Origin of the sequence: Streptomyces sp. TSRI0281 (assembly GCF_001905125.1) — a bacterium.
Lineage (GTDB): Bacteria > Actinomycetota > Actinomycetes > Streptomycetales > Streptomycetaceae > Streptomyces.
The window spans coordinates 82,451-98,988 of sequence record NZ_LWLE01000006.1; the positions used below are offsets into that span (position 1 = coordinate 82,451).

Here is a 16,538-nt window from a genome sequence, read left to right on the forward strand (position 1 = left end):
TGAGTTGAGACACGCCTGTGAGACAGCGGACCTGTCCGCGCCCGGCGTGCACATGACCGGCATTCCCCGGATTCGGTGGGGACCGGCCGGTCATGTTCGCGGCGGCCTACTGATCCCCGGGCCGGGCATCCCCGTCCCGCAGGAGGAGGCGCAGGACGAGGTGGCTCCCGGCGTGCGGGGCGTCCGGGTCCGGGGTCCAGCCGTGGCGGGCGTAGAAGGACTGGGCCCTGGTGTTGGGGGCGAAGACCTCCAGCCGGGCGGCCGTCACCCCGGCGCCGCGCCATGCGTCGGTGCAGGCGGAGTGCAGGGCGGTGCCTAGGCCCGTACGCCACTGGGAGGGGGCGACATGGAGCTGGGTGAGGTTCATGATGCCGTCGCGTACGGCGTAGGCGGCGATCCCGGCCAGGGCGCCGTCCCGTTCCGCGCACAGGACGGTGGCGTCGGGGCGTTCGACGGCGCGCGACCAGCCGTCGCGGCTGCGGGCGACCTCGTCGGCCCCTTGGTACTCCTCGGCGGGGAGGTGGCCGCGGTAGTACGTGGCGCGGGCCTCGGTGTGCAGCAGGACGATGGCGTCGATGTCGGCGGGGGTCGCTTCTCTGATCATGAAGAGGGGGACGCGCGGGTCCGGCCCGCGGGTTGCGCCGGACCGGAAACCGCGCGCCCCCTTTTCGCCGTTCAGGGCGCTGCTAGAGCTTTCCGGCTCCCGCTCCCGACGTCACCGACGCGGCGACGGCCGACGCGGGCTCGGCGGTGTAGCTGTACGGCGGGGTGGTGAAGGAGCCGGTCCGCGAGATCGCGGTGGCGGCGCCGCCGAGGACGTTGCCGCCGCCGGTGTCCGGGTACGTCGCCACGCCCGAGCGGTGCGGGTGCTCAGCTGCCGGAGCCGACGTCCGCGCCGTTGCGCCAGACGGTCACGTCCAGCGTCAGGTACGTACTGGGCGATTCCTCGGCCGAGAAGCCCTGGACGGTCACGAGGCCCAGGTGTCCCGTTCCGGTGACGCAGAGCTGGCGCCCCTTGGAGAGTTTGTCCACGTAGACGGTCTGGCTGAACCGGGTCTCCGCGCGGCAGGCGGCGAGCGATCCCGGCTGCCCCGGATCGAGCAGGGCCAGATGCCCCTCCGTGCTCTCCGCGTCGAGGTAGCCGCCGGTGTCGTACGAGAGCTCGTACCCGCCGTCCTCGCCCTGCTGCGGCCGGAGGGCGTCGTCCCCGAGCGTCAGGTGATAGCCCGCGGTGAGGTTGATGCCCTTGTGGACGGAGGGCTTCGGGTCCCGCTTGGCGTCCGGCTTCCGGTCGGCCGTCCCGCTCCCGCCGCCACTGCGCTCGCCCTGTGACGAGCCGCCGCCCTGTGCGGTGTCGTCGTCCTTGCCCTTGAGCATGTCGTACGCCGAGCTGCCCACGATGGCGAGGACCAGCGCGGCGGCGATGGCGATGGCCGCGTTCCGTTTGCCCGTGCTCTTCGCGGGACCGGCCGCCGGGTGACCGGGGTGGCCCGGCTGACCCGGGTACAGGGGCTGCCCCGGGTAGGTGGGCTGCCCCGGGTAGGCGGGCGGGCCGGGCTGACCGGGGTACGTCTGCGCGTGCGCCGGGAACTGGGTCGGGGCGTGGGCATGGGCCTGCGCGGGCGCCTGGGCCGGGAACTGTGTGGGGGCGTGGGCCTGTGCCTGCGCCGGCGTGCGGTACTGCTGGGGCTGAGCGGGCTGTGTGGGCTGATGCGGGTGCTGCGTCGCGGGCGGGCCGTAGCCCTGGGGCGCGGCGGCCACGGGTGCCGTCGGCGAGTAGGCGGCCGGCGGGGCGGTGGCCGGGGGCGGGGGTGTCTGGACCGGGGCCGGGGCCGCCGCCCGTCCGGTGATGTCGGCGGCGACCGGGACCGGCAGCCAGTCCTCGGGGCGGCGCAGCACCGTCTCCGCGTTCGCGGACTGGCAGAGCCCGATGACCTCGGCGACCGAGGGCCGGGCCGCCGGGTCCTTGGCGAGGCACCGGGTGACCAGTTCCGTCAGCCGCTCCGGGACCCCGCTGAGATCGGGCTCCTCGTGGACGATCCGGTAGAGCACCCCGTGCGAGGTCCCCTCCCCGAACGCCGGCCTGCCCGTCGCCGCGTACGCCGCGACCTGGCCGAGCGCGAAGACGTCGGTGGCCGCCGTCACCCGTTGCCCCGCGGCCTGTTCCGGGGCCATGAACGAGGGGGTGCCGATGGTGACGCCGCTGCCGGTGAGCGAGGTGGCGTCGGCGGCGTACGCGATGCCGAAGTCGATGACGCGGGGCCCGTCGGCGGCGAGCAGCACGTTGGAGGGTTTGAGGTCGCGGTGCACGATGCCCGCTCCGTGGATGACGTGCAGCGCCTCGGCCATGCCCGCGATCAGCAGCAGCACCGCCTCGACCGGCAGTGCGCCGTGCGCGACGACCGCGTCGGCGAGCGAGGGGCCCGGCACGTACGCGGTGGCCAGCCAGGGCTGCGCGCCGTCGGTGTCGGCGTCGATGACGGGCGCGGTGAACAGGCCCTGCACCCGCTGCGCGGACTGCACTTCCTGGGCGAACCGGCGGCGGAACTCGGGGTCCTCCCCGAATTCGGGACGGATCACCTTGATGGCCACGGGCCGCCCGCCGGGGGTGTACGAGAGGTACACCTTGCCCATGCCGCCCGCGCCGAGCCTGGCGGCCAGCCGGTATCCGGCGATGGTGACCGGATCGTCCCCCGCGAGCGGCTGGAAGACCTGTGGGGAACTGCCCCGTTCCGGCTGCTGACCACTCATCGAACTCACGTCTCCCCGTATGGAACTCTGCACGGGATCCCGGATGGATTCCTGGGTGGATTCCTGGGTGGATTCCTGGATGGATCCCTGGACGAACCGCCGCTGGGCCGCCGTACGGGCCCGCGCTGTCGGGTGGCACCTTATCCAAGGATCCGGCGACGGCCGGACTGACGGGCGGTCAGTCCAGATACACCGGGAGCGCGTCCACTCCGTACACGATGGACAGCTTCCGGAACTCCAGCTCCGCCGGTGGCACGGCGAGGCTCAACCGGGGGAAGTTCGAGACGAGTTGGGGGAAGGCGGCCCGGAGTTCCATCCGGCCCAGCTCCGCGCCGATGCAGCGGTGGATGCCGTGGCCGAAGGCCAAGTGGGAGGAGGCGGGCGGGCGCGACGGGTCGAAGGAGTCCATCGCGGGCCCCAGACGCGGGTCGCGGTCGGCGGCGCTGAGCGAGACGATGACGATGTCGCCGCCGGAGATGCGGACGCCGCCCAGTTGCAGGTCCTCGCGGGCGAAGCGCGGAAAGGCCGTCTGGACGACCGTGAGATGACGCAGGAGTTCGTCGACGAAGGGGGCCGCGACGGCGGCCGGGTCCTCCGCGTCACGGAGAGCGGTGAAGTGCTCGCGGTCCTGGAGCATGATCAGCGTGCCGAGGGCGAGCATGCTCGCGGTCGTTTCCAGGCCGCCGGTGAGGACGCCGTCGGCGAGGCCGGTGAGTTCCTCGTCGGTGACGCTGTCGCCGTGTTCGCGGATGAGCATGCCGAGCAGACCGTCACCGGGGTAGCGCCGCTGCTGTTCGACCACGCCGTGCAGATAGTCACGGGACCGGGAGATGGCCCCGAAGGACGCGCCGACGCCGCCGAGCACATCGAAGCGGGCCACCGAGAACTGCTGGAACGCCTCCCGCTCCTCGTAGGGGACGCCGAGCAGTTCGCAGATGACCAGCGCCGGGACCGGGAACGCGAAGTGCTCGACGAGATCGACCCGGCCCTCGGCGTCCGCGGCCTTGGCCAGTCCGCCCAGGCTCTCCTCGACGATCGCGTGGATACGGGGGGTGAGGCGGCCCAGGCGGCGCATCGTGAACTCGGGGGTGAGCAGGCGCCGCAGGCGGGTGTGGTCCGGCGGGTCGCAGAAGCCCAGGCCACCCGGCTGGTGGTTCTCGGCGACACCGGTGCGGCCGACGAGGTGGGCGAAGTCGTTGCTGAAGGCGCGGGCGTCGCCGAGGACCTGCTTGGCCTCCTCGTACCCGGAGACCAGCCAGACCGTCATGCCCGGTATCGGCAGTCGGCTGACCGGTTCGCGGTCGCGCAGCGCGCCGAGTTCGGGGACGGGGTCGAGGCCCTCGCGGCGCAGCGGCAGCAGCGCGGCGTCGGGGAGCTTCGAGAGGGCGGAGAGGTCGAGGGAGGTGCCCTTCGACCGGAGGCGGGCGAGGTAGCGGCGCGTGAGCCAGGTCGTCATCGCGGAACGTACGGACATGCTGTGCTCGCATCTGTGAGGTGGGACGAACAGGGCCGGGTGCCGATGCCGGTTACGAGAAGGGGGCGGGAGGGGAAATCCTGCCGGACCGGTGAGTGGGCGTCCCCATGGGGGCCGCCGGAACGGCACTGCGGGGCCGGACGTGCCACGGATCACGGGGCGGCGAGCGAGGGTCCATGACCGGTGAACCGCTCCGGCCCCGCTCATGTGGTGAGCGGGGCCGGGCAGTTGACGGAGAGCGGGGCGGCCGGACTCCGTGGGCGCGTGCGGGGGACGGCGGCGTCTCAGCGGCCGTCGCGCGGGTCGGTCAGCCCCTCGGCCCGGAAGGTGATCCGGTCGAAGACCGCGCCGCATCCCTCCCCGGTGGGTGACTGCACCAGGAATCCGGCGAGCGCGGAAGCCCGCTCCTCGGGGGTGCCGAGGGTGAAGGTACGGACGAAGGTCCAGGTCTCGCCGTCGGCCGAGGCGTGGAAGGCGAAGGCGCCGCCGGTGCGGCTGAGCCGCAGCCAGCAGTGGTCCTCCTCCACGACGAAGGAGTTGGCGTCGTCGGAGTGCCCGCGGGTGACCACGGTGCAGATCGTCGGGGTGTGCGGGGAGAGCTCCAGGCAGAGCTTGGCCCACTCCTGTTCGCCGACGTGCAGATAGAGCACCCCCGCGTCGAAGGCGGCGTCGAAGCCGACCCGTACACGGGCAAGCAGTTGGAAGTCCCCGTCCGGGACCGCACCGAGCAGGCGCGGCGCGTCGGTGGCGGATGTCAGGTCGTCGCCGCCCGGTGGTACGAAGCGGTCCTGCCGGGCACCGGCCCGTCCGGTCAGCACGCCGTCCGCGTAGGCCCAGCGGCCCTCGGGGCCGAACGCCCGTAGCGGGAAGGGGATTTCGGGGAGGTGTGTCGTCATGCGCGTCGTCCGTCCAGGCGGCGGGGCAGGCCCAGCGGATTGTCCTCGCGCAGTTCCGGTGGCAGCAGGGCGGCGGGGGTGTTCTGGTAGCTGACCGGGCGCAGCCAGCGTTCGACGGCGGTGGTGCCGACGGAGGTGGAGGTGGAGGTGGAGGCCGGGTAGGGGCCGCCGTGGTGCTGGGCGGGGGCGACGGCGACGCCGGTCGGCCAGCCGTTGACGAGGACGCGTCCGGCGAGCGGGGTGAGGGCGGCGAGCAGGTCCGCCGCGCCGCCGTCGGCCTCCTCCGCGGAGATCTGGAGGGTGGCGGTCAGGTTGCCCGGGAGCCGGGAGAGCACCGCGGTGATCTCGTCCTCGGACGCGTACCGCGCGATGACGGTGACCGGGCCGAAGCACTCCTCCAGGAGCGCGTCGTGCGGGCCCTCGGCGGCCAGCCGGTGGGCCGGTACGGTCAGGAAGCCCGCGGACACGGTGTGTTCGCCGCCCGCGCCGGGGGTGACGGGGGCTTCCACATCGGCGAGCGCGGCCCGTTCGCCGACGCCCGCCAGGAACGCGTCCCGCATCCGGTGGTCGAGCATCACTCCGGCGTCGGTGTCGCTGACGGTCTCGGTGAGGGCCTTCAGCAGCCGGTCCCCGGCCTCGCCCTCGGGGGCCAGGACGAAGCCGGGCTTGGTGCAGAACTGCCCGGCGCCCATGGTCATCGAGGCGCCGAGGCCGGCACCGATCTGCTCGCCGCGCTCGGCGGCGGCGGCCTCGGTGACGACGACGGGGTTGAGGGAGCCGAGTTCACCGTGGAAGGGGATGGGGGCGGGCCGGGCGGCGGCCGCGTCGAACAGGGCCCGTCCGCCGCGTACCGAGCCGGTGAAGCCCGCCGCGCTCACCAGCGGGTGCTTGATCAGCTCGATGCCCGCCCCGAAGCCGTGCACCAGGATCAGTACGTCCTCGGGCAGCCCGACCCGGGCCGCGGCGCGGCGGATCACGGAGGCGCACAGCTCGGAGGTCGCGGGGTGGTCGGGGTGCGCCTTGACGACGACCGGGCAGCCGGCCGCGAGCGCGCTCGCGGTGTCGCCGCCGGGGACGGAGAAGGCGAGCGGGAAGTTGCTGGCCGCGTAGACGGCGACGACGCCGAGCGGGATCTTGTAGCGGCGCAGGTCCGGCCAGGGCGGGGTCCTGGTCCCGTCCTCGTGGTCGATGTGGATGTCGAGGTAGGCGCCCTCGTCGACGACCTCCGCGAAGGCCCGCAACTGTGCTGCGGTGCGGGCGAGTTCGCCGGTGAGCCGGGCCGGGCCGAGCGCGGTCTCCGCGTCGGCGGCCTCGATGACGTGCTCCCCCGCCTCGGCGAGCAGATCTGCCGCGGTGCGCAGGAACGCGGCACGTACGGTCCGGTCGGCGAGGGCGTCGCGTACGGCGTGGGCCGCCCGGACCGCCCGGTCGACCTCCTCCGCTGTAGCCTCCACCGCAACCTGCTCACGCGGGTTCCCGGTTCGGGGGTCGACGCTCCAGACTGGTGCTGCTGCCACCGTGTTTCCTTCCCGGTCCGCTGCCACGCTTCACGGCGTTGTTCGGTATTCTGAACAGCGTTCCTGATCGTGAATGTGCTGGGACTCTATTTCCGTGCGTTCCGTGTTGGCAAGAAGTCGCAGGATTTTGGCGTGAGGGCTGGAAAGGGGCGTAGGGCGATGTCGGTTGCCGAGTCTGGTGGGGCACAGGTCAAGTCCGCGGTACGGACGGTGGAGCTGCTCGAATACTTCGCGGGGCGCCCCGGGATGCACTCGCTCGCCGCCGTCCAGGAGGCCGTCGGCTACCCGAAGTCCAGCCTCTACATGCTGCTGCGCACACTGGTGGAACTGGGCTGGGTGGAGACCGACGCGACGGGCACCCGGTACGGCATCGGGGTGCGCGCCCTGCTCGTCGGTACGTCGTACATCGACGGCGACGAGGTCGTGGCCGCCGCCCGCCCCACCCTGGACCGGCTCTCCGACGACACCACGGAGACCATCCACCTGGCCCGCCTCGACGGGACGAACGTGGTGTACCTCGCCACCCGGCAGTCCCAGCACTATCTGCGCCCGTTCACCCGGGTCGGCCGTCGGCTGCCCGCCCACTCCACGTCGCTCGGCAAGGCGCTGCTGGCCACCCACAGCGACGAGCAGGTCCGCAAGATGCTGCCCGAGACGCTGCCCGCGCTGACCGAGCACACCCTCACGGACCGCGAGAAGCTGATCGAGGAGCTGCACCTCATCCGCGAGCAGGGGTACGCGGTGGACCGCGAGGAGAACACCCTCGGCCTGCGCTGCTTCGGTGTCGCGATCCCCTACCGGACGCCCGCGCGCGACGCGATCAGCTGCTCGGTGCCGGTCGCCCGGCTCACTCCCGCGCACGAGCAGATGGTCAAGGACGCCCTGTTCGACGCCCGCGACCGGCTCACGCTCGCCACCCGCCGGCTCTGACGGACCTCCCGCACCCGAGACGGGACGGCGAACCTCCCGCGCGGGATCGCGGGGCGGCGAACTGCCGCCGCTCCACGCACGGATGTCCGACCCGGCGGCCCCGGCCCCGGTGCCGGTCCGGGTCCTGGCACCGGTGCCGAGTGGCGCCCGGCGGGTGAGGGCGTCTCCGCCGTACGGCGGAGACGGATCGTCGCCGCGCACGACGTGCGGAAGCGGGCCGCACGGAAACGTGGCCGCCATGACACGCACACCGCGTACCTCCCGCACCGCGGCGCCGCCGGCGCCCGCGCCCCGCACCGGCCGCGCCCGCGCCGTGCTCCGTACGCTCGCCATCGCGGCCTGCCTGCCCTACATCGCCCTCAAGTCCGCCTGGATAGCGGGTAGTCGGCTCGGCATCCCGGACCACAGCACCCTGCTCGACCACCGCACCACGATGATCCTCGCCAATGGTGTGTCGGCGCTGATGGACGGCGCGGTCGTCGTCCTCGCCGTGCTGCTCACCCGGCCCCGGGGGCACCGGGTGCCCGCCTGGCCGCTGGTCCTGCCGGTCTGGGTGGCGACCGGGCTGCTCCTGCCGATCATGACGGGCTTCCCCCTCCAGATGCTGGTCAGACTGCTCGGCGGCGATACGGACGGCTCGGCGGGCGCCGCCCGCCCGTTCCTGGACGAGTGGGTGTTCGGCGTCGTCTACACGGGCTTCATCGTCCAGGGACTCGCCCTCGGCTCCCTGTTCGTGCTCCACGCCGGGGACCGCTGGGGACATCTGTGGCAGGGCACCGTGCGCGACCTGCGGGACAGCCCCACCACGCCCGTCCTGCGCCTCGCCGCGGTCGCGGCCTCGCTGCTCGCCCTCGTACCGGGCACCATGCATCTGCTCTGGGCCACCGGTTCGACCGCGGGGCTCAACGAGGGCCGGATCGCGGAACGCACCAGCGACTTCTACGTCCTTCAGGCGGTCGACACGCTCTTCGCCGTCACCGCGGCCACCGGGGCCCTGATGCTCGCTTTCCGGCTCGGCGGACGGCTCCCCCTCACCGTGCCGCTCGCCCTGGCCTGGGGCGGTTCCGGGGCGGTGGCCTGCTGGGGCGGCTGGATGAGCATCGCCTCGCTGGGCGGGGTCGACGGCATCGGGGACCGGCCGACCCCGGCGATGGGCCTCATCTACGCTGTGCAGATGCTGGTCGGGATGCTGGTCCTCACCCTGGGCGCGTACTTCCTCGCCGAGCGAAACGCGGCGGAGGCCCGGCCGTTGCCCGCCGCCCGCGCGTGACCCCGCTGTTCGGGCGCCGGGCCCGGCTGCGGTGGCTGCATCTGATCATCGGCGGCGCGCTGCTGATGCCGTACTTCCTGGTCGGCATGGTCCTCGTCGGCGCCTCCGGTGGGGGCGACGGGGTCTTCTCGTCCCTCACCGGCCAGTTCACCGCGTTCGCGTACGCCCTGCCGATGGCCGCGGTCACCGGCCTCTTCCCGCTCGTACGGCCCCTTTCGGTGGCCGCGGCCCGTGCGCTGTGCGGCATTCCGGCCGAGCGGCTGGCCGAGGGCCCGGCCCGGTCCCGGCAGGCCAGGGTCAGGGCCGCGGGCTGGTACACCCTGCACCTGGCGCTGGGCGGTGTCGTCAGCGGCATGACGCTGGCCCTGACCCCGTTCGCGGTGGGTGTGATGGGGCTGCCGTTCTCCGCGGCGCTGCGGGATTCCGCGCTGCTGGGGCTGCCACCGGCGCTGGACCGGCCCTGGATCGTGGCCCTCACCCCGCTCGCCGGGCTCGCGCTGCTCTCCGCGCCGGCCCTGTGCGCGGCGGCGGCCGGAGAGCTGCTGGCCCGCCGGGCGCCGGTGCTGCTGGGGCCGACGCCCGACGACCGGCTGGCCGCCGCCGAGCGCCGGGCGGCCGCTCTGGCGCTGCGCAACCGGCTCGCCCGGGAACTGCACGATTCGGTCGGCCACGCCCTGAGCGCGGTGACCCTCCAGGCGGGCGCGGCCCGCCGGGTCCTGGCCGACGATCCGGAGTTCGTCCGGGAGGCGCTGGCCGCGATCGAGGAGACCACCCGGCGCACGGTCGGTGAACTGGACTCCATGCTCGGCCTGTTGAGACAGAACGACGAACCGGCGAACGGCCCGGACGGCGTCCCGCAGGACCAGGGACCGGGACCGGGGCAGGGACTGGGACCGGAGCAGGGACTGGGACGGGGACCGAGGCAAGAACCGGGTCCGGGACCCGGGCTGGACGCGCTGGACGGGCTGCTGGCGCGCTGCGGGGTTCCGGTGGCGTACGAGGCGCTGGGCGAGCCCGGCACGGTCACGGGGGCCGTGTCGGGAGAGGCGTACCGGATCGTGCAGGAGGGGCTCAGCAACGCCCTGCGGCACGGCGCGGGCGGGGCGCCGGTGGAGCTGCGGATCGCGGTCCGCGAAGAGGAGCTGGAGATCACGATGGAGAACCCGCTGTCCGGACGGCCCCCGGCGCTGCGGCCCGGCGGCGGCCGCGGGCTGCGCGGCATCGCCGAACGGGCCGTGCTGCTGGGAGGCCGCACCGAGGCCGGTCCCCACGGCGGCACCTGGCGGCTGACCGCCCGGCTGCCCCTGGACGCCGCCGGGCGGACGGAGCGATGAGCGACGTCATCCGGATCGTCATCGCCGACGACGAGCGCATGGTCCGTACGGCGCTGCGCGTGATCCTGGACGCCGAACCCGGTCTGGAGGTCGTCGGCGAGGCGGCCACCGGGGCCGAGGCGCTCTCCGTGGTGCGCTCGCTGCGCCCCGACGTCGTGCTGATGGACGTCCGGATGCCGGAGACCGACGGCATCCGGGCCACCGAGCGGATCCTGGCCACCGTCGACGGACCACCGCGGATCGTGGTCGTGACGACCTTCGAGAACGACTCGTACGTGTACGAGGCGCTGCGCGCCGGGGCCGCGGGCTTCCTGCTGAAGCGGGCCGCGGCCGGGGAACTCGTCCAGGCGGTGCGGCTGGTCGCCCGCAGCGAGTTCCTGCTGTACCCGTCCGCCGTACGCAATCTGGCGGCGGCGTACGGGGAACCGCGGGCGCCGGCGCCCCCGGACTGGGTGGCGCGGCTGACCGAGCGGGAGGCGGAGGTGCTGCGGCTGATGGCGGCGGGCCTGACCAACGCGGAGATCGCGGGGCGGCTCGGAGTGGGCGCGGCGACGGCGAAGACCCATGTGGCGGCGGTCCTGGCGAAGACCGGCGCCCGGCACCGTACGCACGCGGTGATCGTGGCGTACGAATCCGGGTTCATCACCCCCGGCTGAGCCCCCGCCCGGCCGGTCCGGCGCCTGAGAAAACGGTGAGAAGGGGCACAGCCGGGAACGCCGGACGCCGCCCCGCTCGTCCCTCCAGCGGGATGAACAAGACAATCAGGCGCGCTTCGGTCTTCTGTCTGCTGATGGTTCTCGCCCTGCTGGTGCGGGCGACCTGGGTGCAGGCGTACGAGGCACGGGCGCTCGCGGACGACAAGCACAACCGGCGGAACACCATCGCGCAGTACGCGCAGCCGCTCGGTGACATCGTCGTGGCCGGTTCCCCGGTCACCGGATCGAAGAGGACGACGGGTGGCGATCTCCAGTACAAACGCACCTACACGCAGGGCGATCTCTACGCGGCCGTGACCGGCTACAGCTCGCAGGCGTACGGGGCCACCCAGCTCGAAGGCATCTACGGCGACGTCCTCGACGGCACGGACGACCGGCTGAAGAACCCGGCCGGTCTGCTCACCGGCGAGCAGGCCGCGCCGGGCAGTGTGCTGACGACCATCGACCCGGACGTCCAGAAGGCCGCCTACGAGGCGCTGGGCGACGACAAGGGCGCGGCCGTGGCCATCGACCCGAAGACCGGGCAGATCCTGGGCATGGTCTCCACTCCCTCGTACGACCCCTCGGCGATCAGCGGCACGACGGACGGCGACCCCTGGAAGCAGCTGCTCACCGACAAGGACAAGCCGCTGGTCAACCGGGCGCTGCGGCAGCCGCTGGCACCCGGTTCGACCTTCAAGCTGGTGGTGGCGTCGGCGGCGCTGGAGAACGGGCTCTACGGCTCGGTCGACGAGCGGACCGACAGCCCCGACCCGTACACGCTGCCGGGCACCTCGACGGTGCTGCGCAACGAGAGCGCCTCCGCCCCGTGCGAGAACGCCACGCTGCGCACCGCGCTCCAGTACTCCTGCAACAACGTGTTCGCGAAGGTCGCCGCCGATCTCGGCCAGGACAAGCTGAAGGCCATGGCGGACAAGTTCGGCTTCGACACCGAGAAGCTGGACGTCCCTGTGCGGGCCTCGCCGAGCGTGTACCCGTCCGGCATGGACAAGGCGCAGACGGCGCTGACGGGCATCGGCCAGTTCGAGGTCACCGCGACCCCGCTGCAGATGGCCATGGTCTCGGCGACCCTCGCCAACGGCGGTGAGCTGGCCGCACCGCACATGGTCTCCAAGGTGACGGACGCGGACGGCGAGACGCTGGAGGACTTCGGCGACGGCGAGGCGGAGCGGGTCGTCTCGGAGTCGACGGCGAAGCAGCTGCGCAGCGCGATGGTCACCGTCGTCGAGGAGGGCACCGGCAGCAACGCCCGGATCGCCGGGGCCGAGGTCGGTGGCAAGACGGGCACCGCGCAGAACGGCGTGGACAACAGCAACACCCCGTACGCCTGGTTCACCTCGTACGCGAAGGACCGTTCCTCCGGCAAGGAGGTGGCGGTCGCCGTGGTGATCGAGAGCTCGGACACCTCCCGCTCGGAGACCAGCGGCAACGGGCTGGCGGCGCCCATCGCCCAGAAGATGATGAAGGCGGCGCTCAAGGGATAGCGGGCGTGCCCGGCCGCCTCGGTGCCACCCCCGGGGACCTGCTTCGGTTCGACGATCCGGAGCCCGGACCGCGCCGCCGTCCGGTCGTGGCCGGAGTCGACGGCCGGGATGGACGAGGCACCGGGCACCGTGACACCCAGCGCCTCGGCGGCGGCCGTCAGTGTGGAGGCCGTCCCCATGGTCATGCAGTGGCCGGGCGAACGGGCGAGCCCGCTCTCCGGCTCGGCCGTCTCGCAGTCGCCGATGAGCCCGGCCCGTCGCGTCGACGAGCCGCACGGTGACGCCCTTGTACTGGCTCTTGACGACGAGCCCGGTACCGGCGAGCGTCTTCAGCGCCTCGCGCACGGGGTCTTCGACACCCCGAACTGTGCGGCGAGTTCGGTCTCGACGAGCGCCTGCCCTGGTCTCAGCCGCGCCGTGAGGATCGCGTGCTTGATCGCCACGCTTCTGACAAATGAAGTTGTGGGGTGCCGGGGCCCGGTCCACCGCGGAAGCTCTAGGGAATCTGCCCGATGCCCCGCCCCCTCCTTAGTCACCACCCTGACCCGTGTGACAGATGTGCAGGTCAGGGAGGCGGGGAGAGCGCGATGGCGGGTTCGGCGATGGGCAGGGTGCTGCGGGATCGCACGGCGGGGCGGTATCTGGCGGGGGTGGTCGTCTCCGGTTTCGGGACCTCGGCGTTGTGGCTCACGGCCGGGATCTGGGTCAAGTCCCTGACGGGTTCGGACTCGTTGGCGGCGCTGACCGTGTTCGCGATGTGGGCGCCGGTGCTGGTCGGCCCCGCGCTCGGCGCGGTGGCGGACCGGCTGCCCGAGAAGCCGCTGCTGGTCTGGGTGAACGTCGCGATGGCGGGTCTGCTGACCCCTCTGCTGCTGGTCGATTCGGCCGGGCGGATCTGGCTGGTCTTCGTGGTTCTGGTGCTCTACGGGGTGAGCGGGGTGCTCGTGGACGCCGCGGAGGCGACCCTGATCGCCCGGTCGGTGGACACACGGCTGCTCGGCGATCTCAACGGGCTGCGCATGAGTGCCGGCGAGGGCATGAAGCTGCTCGCACCGCTCGCGGGCGCGGGTCTGTACGCCCGGTTCGGCGGCGGGACGGTGGCGGTGCTGGACGCGGCGACCTTCGCCCTGGCCGCCCTGGCCTTCGCGCGGCTGCCGGTACGCGAACGGGTGCGGGAACGGGTGGGGCTCCGGCCCGGGAAGGGGGCCTGGTGGGGCGAACTGGCGGCGGGCGCACGGCAGTTGCGAAATTCGTCGACGCTGCGGCCACTGGTGTACGCGGGGTCGGTGACGATGCTGCTCGCCGGGCTGAACGGGGCCGCGACCTACGCCTACGTCGATGACGTGCTGGGCCGTCCCCCCGCCTACGCCGGGCTGCTGTACGCGGTGCAGGGCGCCGGTTCGGTGGCGGTCGGGCTGCTGGCGGGGGCGCTGCTTCGGCGGCTGGGGGAGCGGAGGTTCGCGGCGGCCGGGACAGCCCTGTTCGCGGCGGCGGTGGCGGCGCGGGCGCTGCCGTACGAGGCGGTGGGGCCGGTGACCGCGGCGGCGATCGGGTTCGGGCTGCCGTGTGTGCTGATCACCGCGATGACGGCGGTGCAGCGGGAGACACCGGACGCGGTGCTCGGCCGGACGGCGGCCACCGCCAACTCGCTGATGATGGCGCCCAACGCGGTGGCGCTGGCGCTCGGCGCCGGGCTGGTCGCGGTGCTGGACACCCGGCTGCTGCTGTCGCTGACGGGCGCGGCGGGGCTGTTCGCGGCGGCGGTCCTGGTCCTGGGCGGCCGGGGACGGCGGAACGGGGACCGGCACGCCGGAGCACGGACCGGCGGGGGCGGCTGACGGGCGCCCCCACCGGTCCGGTCCCGTCATCGCCCGATGCGTGCCAGCGCTTCGGCGACGGCCCTGAGGTCCGGGTCGGAGGCCAGCCCGGCGTGGTACAGGCGCAGTTGGTTCGCGCCGAGGGAGGCGGCGTGGGCCGCGTCCCGCTCCAGCGTGCCGGGGCTGCCGCCCATCCCGCTCACCACGCCGAAGTTGGCGGCGAGCACCCCGGACCGTCCGGTGAACGGCCCGAGCACGGCCTCGCGCGCCGCGTCGCCGCCGGCGCAGGGCAGCACCACGCCGTCGGCCACGGCGAGGATGTGTTCCGCGTCGACGCCGACGTTGGCGCCGGAGCGGTACGGGGCGGGGTCGGCGTGCAGCAGGACCTGGAAGTCCGGACCGGCCGCCGCCCGTACCGCGGCGACCGCGGACTCCTGGAGGGAGCGGGCGGCCCGGGTCCGCCACCGGAGGGTGGCCGCGGCGAGGTCGGGGCCGAGGAGCTTCTCGACACCGGACCAGCCGGCTTCGGTGGAGCCGGAACCGGCCCAGACGGGTTCCAGGGCGCGGCGCACGGCGGCACTCAACTCCGCGGCCTCCAGTCCCTGCGTGCCGTAGCCGTCCTGACAGGCGGTGCAGAAGCACAGCGACATCAGGTACTGCGCCGCGTCCCCGAGTCCGACGCCCGCGATCTTGTCGTGGGCGTGCAGATGGGCGAAGCCGTACCAGCCGCAGGACTCCAGTTCGGTGCCGCTCGTCCCGGGCCGGGCGGCCGCCTCGGCGGCCAGGTCCACCAGATAGGCCCGGACGGCGGGGCGGGCGATGCAGGGCGCCCAGGGGTAGCGGTCGCCGTAGGCGTTGACGACGCTGTGGTGCGGATGCTCGGCGCCCAGGCGGGAGTTGTGCGCGAGGACGACCCAGCTGTGCACGTCGAGACCGGCGTCGGTCAGGGCGCGGGCGGCATCCCCGTACGGGTCGTCCCGGTCCATCCAGGTCTGCCCGTAGGGAGCCGGTTCGCGGCCCGCCCAGCGGTTCTCCTCCGGCGGGTAGAGCACCGCGGCGTGCTGGGCGGTGACGATCCGGTGCGCGGGATGGCGCGGGGTGAGCGCCCGGGTGGAGTGGTACGCGGAGGCGAGCGTCACCTGCTGGACGCCGAGGTCCGCGATCCGCGCGGCGGCGTCCGGGTCCCCGACGACGTCCCACGGGTAGAGGAAGGCGGAGGTCTTCACGCCCGCTCCCCCGCCGCGTACTCCTCCAGCACCGCGCGACCGCTCGCGATGATCTCCACCAGGTCCTTGATGTGGGCGGCGGGCGGCTCGGTGAGCGGGGTGCGCACTTCGCCGACGTCCAGGCCCTGGAGCCGCACGGCCGCCTTGACCAGCGAGACGGCGTAACCGCGCCCCTTGCCGCGCAGTTCCACGAGCGGCCGGTAGAAGCGGTCGAGCAGCGCGTTGACCAGGCCGTCGTCGCCGGAGTCCAGGGCCCGGTAGAAGGCGAGGGCGATATCGGGGGCGAAGGCGAAGACGGCGGAGGAGTAGAGGGTGACGCCGATGCCGCGATAGGCGAGCCCGGTCAGCTCGGCGGTGGGCAGCCCGTTGAAGTACAGGAAGTCCTCACCGGGCAACTGCGTGCGTACGGCGCTGACGATCCGCTGCATCAGGTCGAGGTCGCCGTAGCCGTCCTTGAGCCCGATCACTCCCGGCGTCTGCACGAGGGCGACGACGGTCTGCGGGGTGAAGACCGCGTTGTCGCGCTGGTAGACGATCGTCTCCAGCGAGGTGGCCGCCGCGAGGGCCGCGTAGTGGCTCAACAGCCCTTCCTGGTCGGCGACGACGAGGTACGGGGGCATGGCGAGGAGCCCGTCGGCCCCCGCCTCCTCGGCGAGCTTCGCGTACTGGATCGCGAGCGCCGTGCCGTATCCGGCGCCCGCGACGACGGGCACCTGACCGGCGGTCTCCTCGACCGCGGCGGCGACGACGAGGCGGAATTCCTCCTGGGTCAGCGCATGGAACTCGCCCGTGCCGCAGCAGGCGAAGACGGCGGCCGCTCCGGCGTCGATGCCCCGGCGCACATGTGCGCGGAAGGTGTCGAGGTCGACGGTGCCGTCCGGCCCGTACGCGGTGACGGGGAAGAAGAGCGGTCCGGCGACACGAGTGAGCCGGGCGGCGAGGGGGGCTGAGGTCACGGGCGCTCCCTGAGCGGATTCAGGCGTACACAATTCTGATCGTTGTCCATATTTCTGAACGCCGCCACGCTAAGGCAGCCGTGCGGCGCAGGTCAAGAAGGAAACTCGCAGCCACAAGCGGAACCACTCGCCCCGCACCGGGGAACCGGCCCCGGCGGGACACTTGA

13 protein-coding genes and 3 pseudogenes are annotated in these 16,538 nt (G+C 73.3%); 6 read left to right on the plus strand and 10 right to left on the minus strand.

Annotation, left to right across the window (positions count from 1 at the left end):
- Positions 1-106: 106 nt before the first annotated feature.
- The 6 genes and pseudogenes from A6A29_RS13085 to A6A29_RS13105 all read right to left on the minus strand — a co-directional run bounded on the left by A6A29_RS13085 (position 107) and on the right by A6A29_RS13105 (position 6,638).
- Positions 107-604, minus strand: coding sequence for a GNAT family N-acetyltransferase (locus tag A6A29_RS13085; protein ID WP_073720234.1), 498 nt, complete (start codon positions 602-604; stop codon positions 107-109).
- An 82-nt stretch (positions 605-686) separates the two neighbouring features.
- A pseudogene (locus A6A29_RS43930) lies at positions 687-824 on the minus strand (pectate lyase); the annotation flags it as partial.
- 46 nt (positions 825-870) lie between these two features.
- Positions 871-2,751, minus strand: a complete 1,881-nt coding sequence (locus tag A6A29_RS13090) for a serine/threonine-protein kinase (RefSeq protein WP_073720235.1) — start codon at positions 2,749-2,751, stop codon at positions 871-873.
- Positions 2,752-2,929: 178 nt separating this feature from the next.
- The gene (locus A6A29_RS13095; RefSeq protein ID WP_073720236.1) at positions 2,930-4,225 is read right to left on the minus strand and encodes a cytochrome P450; all 1,296 of its coding nucleotides are present in this window, start codon (positions 4,223-4,225) and stop codon (positions 2,930-2,932) included.
- Between the two features lie 284 nt (positions 4,226-4,509).
- Positions 4,510-5,121 (minus strand): DUF1349 domain-containing protein, encoded by a 612-nt coding sequence (locus tag A6A29_RS13100; RefSeq protein ID WP_073720237.1) that lies wholly within the window; start codon positions 5,119-5,121, stop codon positions 4,510-4,512.
- A complete protein-coding gene (locus A6A29_RS13105; RefSeq protein WP_073720238.1) occupies positions 5,118-6,638 on the minus strand; it encodes an aldehyde dehydrogenase (NADP(+)) in 1,521 nt (506 codons plus the stop codon). Before A6A29_RS13105 ends, A6A29_RS13100 begins: the two co-directional genes overlap by 4 nt.
- A 159-nt stretch (positions 6,639-6,797) precedes the next feature.
- On the opposite strand from A6A29_RS13105, the gene A6A29_RS13110 reads away from it, so the two are divergent.
- From A6A29_RS13110 to A6A29_RS13130, 5 genes are all read left to right on the plus strand, one after another.
- On the plus strand, positions 6,798-7,568 hold the full coding sequence (locus A6A29_RS13110) for an IclR family transcriptional regulator (protein ID WP_037691667.1): 771 nt from the start codon (positions 6,798-6,800) through the stop codon (positions 7,566-7,568).
- A 238-nt stretch (positions 7,569-7,806) separates the two neighbouring features.
- Positions 7,807-8,838 carry a hypothetical protein gene (locus A6A29_RS13115; protein ID WP_073720239.1) on the plus strand — a complete coding sequence of 344 codons (1,032 nt, stop codon included), beginning with the start codon at positions 7,807-7,809 and terminating at the stop codon, positions 8,836-8,838.
- The gene (locus A6A29_RS13120; RefSeq protein ID WP_073720240.1) at positions 8,835-10,172 is read left to right on the plus strand and encodes a sensor histidine kinase; all 1,338 of its coding nucleotides are present in this window, start codon (positions 8,835-8,837) and stop codon (positions 10,170-10,172) included. Before A6A29_RS13115 ends, A6A29_RS13120 begins: the two co-directional genes overlap by 4 nt.
- Positions 10,169-10,828, plus strand: coding sequence for a response regulator transcription factor (locus A6A29_RS13125; RefSeq protein WP_073720241.1), 660 nt, complete (start codon positions 10,169-10,171; stop codon positions 10,826-10,828). The genes A6A29_RS13120 and A6A29_RS13125 overlap by 4 nt, the downstream gene beginning before the upstream one ends.
- A 92-nt stretch (positions 10,829-10,920) precedes the next feature.
- Positions 10,921-12,372: a peptidoglycan D,D-transpeptidase FtsI family protein gene (locus tag A6A29_RS13130; RefSeq protein WP_073720242.1), complete on the plus strand. Its 1,452-nt coding sequence runs from the start codon at positions 10,921-10,923 to the stop codon at positions 12,370-12,372.
- A gap of 47 nt (positions 12,373-12,419) precedes the next feature.
- Here the strand turns inward: A6A29_RS13130 and A6A29_RS13135 are convergent.
- Positions 12,420-12,632 (minus strand): annotated as a pseudogene (locus tag A6A29_RS13135) (dihydroxy-acid dehydratase domain-containing protein); the annotation flags it as partial.
- Positions 12,631-12,815 (minus strand): annotated as a pseudogene (locus A6A29_RS13140) (GntR family transcriptional regulator); the annotation flags it as partial. The pseudogenes A6A29_RS13140 and A6A29_RS13135, both read right to left, overlap by 2 nt.
- Before the next feature lie 144 nt (positions 12,816-12,959).
- Between A6A29_RS13140 and A6A29_RS13145 the strand changes: the two are divergent.
- Positions 12,960-14,210: an MFS transporter gene (locus tag A6A29_RS13145; RefSeq protein WP_073720243.1), complete on the plus strand. Its 1,251-nt coding sequence runs from the start codon at positions 12,960-12,962 to the stop codon at positions 14,208-14,210.
- A 26-nt stretch (positions 14,211-14,236) separates the two neighbouring features.
- Here A6A29_RS13145 and A6A29_RS13150 read toward each other — a convergent pair whose 3' ends face one another.
- Both A6A29_RS13150 and A6A29_RS13155 read right to left on the minus strand, forming a co-directional pair.
- A complete protein-coding gene (locus A6A29_RS13150) occupies positions 14,237-15,415 on the minus strand; it encodes a hypothetical protein (protein ID WP_073720244.1) in 1,179 nt (392 codons plus the stop codon).
- Complete coding sequence (locus A6A29_RS13155) at positions 15,412-16,371, minus strand: 5-dehydro-4-deoxyglucarate dehydratase (RefSeq protein ID WP_073720245.1); 960 nt, start codon at positions 16,369-16,371, stop codon at positions 15,412-15,414. The genes A6A29_RS13150 and A6A29_RS13155 overlap by 4 nt, the downstream gene beginning before the upstream one ends.
- Positions 16,372-16,538 lie beyond the last annotated feature (167 nt).